This is a genomic window from Nocardioides sp., assembly GCF_035703625.1.
GTDB lineage: Bacteria > Actinomycetota > Actinomycetes > Propionibacteriales > Nocardioidaceae > Nocardioides.
This window is the reverse complement of record NZ_DASSXS010000317.1, coordinates 1-3,530: the sequence shown is the minus strand read 5'-3', so window position 1 is coordinate 3,530 and position 3,530 is coordinate 1. Positions and strand designations below refer to the sequence as shown.

General features: G+C 68.0%; 4 protein-coding genes. All 4 read left to right on the top strand.

Features of this window, described 5'->3' with window-relative positions; translation table 11 throughout:
* On the top strand, positions 1–1,266 hold a 1,266-nt coding region (gene sufB / locus VFN12_RS16755), incomplete at its 5' end, for a Fe-S cluster assembly protein SufB (protein ID WP_325119917.1).
* Positions 1,266–2,504: a Fe-S cluster assembly protein SufD gene (gene sufD / locus VFN12_RS16750; protein WP_325119916.1), complete on the top strand. Its 1,239-nt coding sequence runs from the start codon at positions 1,266–1,268 to the stop codon at positions 2,502–2,504. The genes sufB and sufD, both read left to right, overlap by 1 nt.
* Positions 2,504–2,839 carry a non-heme iron oxygenase ferredoxin subunit gene (locus VFN12_RS16745; RefSeq protein WP_325119915.1) on the top strand — a complete coding sequence of 112 codons (336 nt, stop codon included), beginning with the start codon at positions 2,504–2,506 and terminating at the stop codon, positions 2,837–2,839. Before sufD ends, VFN12_RS16745 begins: the two co-directional genes overlap by 1 nt.
* A gap of 17 nt (positions 2,840–2,856) precedes the next feature.
* Positions 2,857–3,530: Fe-S cluster assembly ATPase SufC (gene sufC, locus VFN12_RS16740; RefSeq protein WP_325119913.1), on the top strand; the 674-nt coding region annotated here is incomplete at its 3' end.

Sequence of the window (3,530 nt, the reverse complement as noted above, 5' to 3'; positions counted from 1 at the left end):
TGGATGCTGGACCTGCGGCTGAAGGGGCTCAAGCTCTTCCACCGCAAGCCGATGCCGACGTGGGGCTCGGACCTCTCCCACATCGACTTCGACAACATCAAGTACTTCGTGCGGTCGAGCGAGAAGCAGGCCACCTCCTGGGAGGACCTGCCCGAGGACATCAAGAACACCTACGACAAGCTCGGCATCCCCGAGGCGGAGAAGCAGCGACTGGTCGCGGGCGTCGCCGCGCAGTACGAGTCCGAGGTCGTCTACCACTCGATCCGCGAGGACCTCGAGGAGCAGGGCGTCCTCTTCCTCGACACCGACACCGCGCTGCGCGAGCAGCCGGAGCTCTTCCAGGAGTACTTCGGCACGGTGATCCCGGTCGGTGACAACAAGTTCGCCTCGCTCAACACCGCGGTGTGGTCGGGCGGTTCCTTCATCTACGTCCCGCCGGGTGTCCACGTCGACATCCCGCTGCAGGCCTACTTCCGGATCAACACCGAGAACATGGGCCAGTTCGAGCGGACCCTGATCATCGTCGACGAGGATGCCTACGTTCACTACGTCGAGGGCTGCACCGCGCCGATCTACTCCTCCGACTCGCTGCACTCCGCGGTCGTGGAGATCATCGTGAAGAAGGGCGGGCGCTGCCGCTACACGACGATCCAGAACTGGTCGAACAACGTCTACAACCTGGTGACCAAGCGCGCCACCTGCGAAGCCGGCGCCACCATGGAGTGGGTCGACGGCAACATCGGGTCCAAGGTCACGATGAAGTACCCCGCCGTCTACCTCATGGGTGAGCACGCCAAGGGCGAGACGCTCTCGATCGCGTTCGCCGGCGAGGGCCAGCACCAGGACGCCGGCGCCAAGATGGTCCACGCCGCGCCCCACACGTCGAGCTCGATCCTGAGCAAGTCGGTCGCCCGCGGAGGCGGCCGGACGTCGTACCGCGGCCTGGTCCAGGTCAACGAGGGCGCCCACGGCTCGAAGTCGAACGTGCTCTGCGACGCCCTGCTCGTCGACCAGATCAGCCGTTCGGACACCTACCCCTACGTCGACATCCGCGAGGACGACGTCTCCATGGGCCACGAGGCGAGCGTCTCGAAGGTCTCCGACGACCAGCTGTTCTACCTCATGTCCCGCGGGATGGAGGAGGACGAGGCGATGGCGATGATCGTGCGCGGCTTCGTCGAGCCCATCGCCAAGGAGCTTCCGATGGAGTACGCCCTCGAGCTGAACCGGCTCATCGAGCTGCAGATGGAAGGAGCCGTCGGCTGATGGCAGCAGTTGCCGAGGCCCTCGAGGAGTCGAGGGTCGAGTCCCACCTGCACCCGGAGGGCTCGTTCGAGGTCGCGGACCACACGGTCCCGACCGGCCGCGAGGAGATCTGGCGCTTCACCCCGCTCAAGCGGCTGCGCGGGCTGCACGCGGACGCCGAGTTCGGTGCGACCACCACCTCCTGCACCTGGAACTCTCCCGGAGGCGTGCGGGTCGAGGAGGTCGACGGTGAGGAGGCCAGGGGCCTGCGCGGCCTCAGTGGCCTGGTGCCCAACACCCTGTTCGGCGCCCGGGTCCTGGCCGAGGTGCCCACCACCCTGCTGGTCGACGTGCCCGCCGAGGTCGAGGTCGACGAGCCGATCGTCGTGGAGCTCGACGGCCGCAGCGCGGAGGGCACCGAGGCGGGCCACGTCGCCCTGCGCTTCGGCAACCACGCCAAGGCCGTGGTCGTGCTCAACCACACCGGGCACGCGGCGCTCGCCCAGGTCGTCGAGATCTCGGTGGGCGACGGCGCGCAGGTGTCGGTCATCTCCCTGCAGGACTGGGCCGACGACACCGTCCACCTGACCCACCACGAGGCCACCGTGGGCCGCGACGCGACGTACAAGCACGTCGCGATCTCCTTCGGCGGCAAGACCGTCCGGATGGACGCCAACGTCCGGTACGCCGGCCCCGGCGGCGACGCCGAGATGCTCGGCCTCTACTTCGCCGACGAGGGGCAGCACATCGAGCACCGCCTGTTCGTCGACCACACCGCGCCGCGGACCCGGAGCCACGCCGTCTACAAGGGCGCGCTCCAGGGCGAGGGCGCACGCACCGTGTGGATCGGGAACGTGCTGATCCGCAAGGTGGCCGAGGGGATCGAGACCTACGAGGAGAACCGCAACCTCGTCCTCACCGACGGCTGCCACGCCGACTCCGTCCCGAACCTCGAGATCGAGACCGGTGAGATCGAGGGCGCCGGCCACGCGTCGGCCACGGGCCGCTTCGACGACGAGCAGCTGTTCTACCTGCGCTCGCGCGGGGTCAGCGAGGTCGAGGCCCGCCGGCTCGTCGTCCACGGCTTCTTCAACGACCTGATCCGCAAGGTCGGCGTACCCGCCCTCCAGGAGCGCCTGATGGCGACCGTCGAGGACGAGCTGGCCAAGAACGTCCTGAAGGACCTGGGAATACCCCACGACGTTCTTCGCTCCTCCCGCTCCGCTCCTTCCGCGAACAACGCCGAGGGGACCCCGTGATGGGTTTCGAGAAGGTCTGTGCGGCCGACGAGGTCCCCGTCGACGAGGCGCTGGCCGTGACGGTCGGAGACCTCGAGCTCGCCATCGCGCGTGACGGCGAGGAGCTCTTCGCCCTGCAGAACGTCTGCTCCCACGCGGAGGTCGCGCTGAGCGAGGGAGAGGTCGCCGACGGCACCGTCGAGTGCTGGCTGCACGGCTCCTGCTTCGACCTGCGCACCGGCAAGCCCACCCATCTTCCGGCCACCGAGCCGGTGGCCACGTTCGCGGTCGAGGTCCGCGACGGCGACGTCTACGTCGACGCGACCGAGGCCCTCAACGGCGTCAGGCCGAGCTGACTCACCCAAGGAGAGAAATGACCACGCTGGACATCAAGGACCTGCACGTCTCGGTCGACACCGAGGACGGCCCCAAGGAGATCCTCAAGGGGGTCACGCTGACCATCAGGGACGGCCAGACCCACGCGATCATGGGCCCGAACGGATCGGGCAAGTCGACGCTGGCCTACTCGATCGCCGGCCACCCCAAGTACCAGATCACGAGCGGCGAGGTCACGCTCGACGGTGCCGACGTGCTCGCCATGTCGGTCGACGAACGGGCCCGCGCCGGTCTGTTCCTGGCGATGCAGTACCCCGTCGAGGTGCCGGGGGTCTCGGTCTCGAACTTCCTGCGCACCGCCAAGACCGCGATCGACGGCGAGGCACCCAAGCTGCGCACCTGGGTCAAGGACGTCAACGGCGTGATGGAGCGCCTCGACCTCGACGCGTCGTTCTCGCAGCGCTCGGTCAACGAGGGCTTCTCCGGTGGCGAGAAGAAGCGCCACGAGATCGCCCAGCTCGAGCTGCTCAACCCCAAGGTCGCGGTCCTCGACGAGACCGACTCGGGCCTCGACATCGACGCGCTCAGGATCGTCGCGGACGGGGTGAACCGGTTCCGCGAGCAGGAGGGCAAGGGCGTCCTGCTGATCACCCACTACACCCGGATCCTGCGCTACATCCAGCCCGACTTCGTCCACGTGTTCGTCGACGG

Bases quoted from the DNA above. Each gene is read 5' to 3' on its own strand.
- sufD (WP_325119916.1), top strand. From the start codon at position 1,266: ATGGCAGCAGTTGCCGAGGCCCTCGAGGAGTCGAGGGTCGAGTCCCAC.
- VFN12_RS16745 (WP_325119915.1), top strand. From the start codon at position 2,504: ATGGGTTTCGAGAAGGTCTGTGCGGCCGACGAGGTCCCCGTCGACGAG.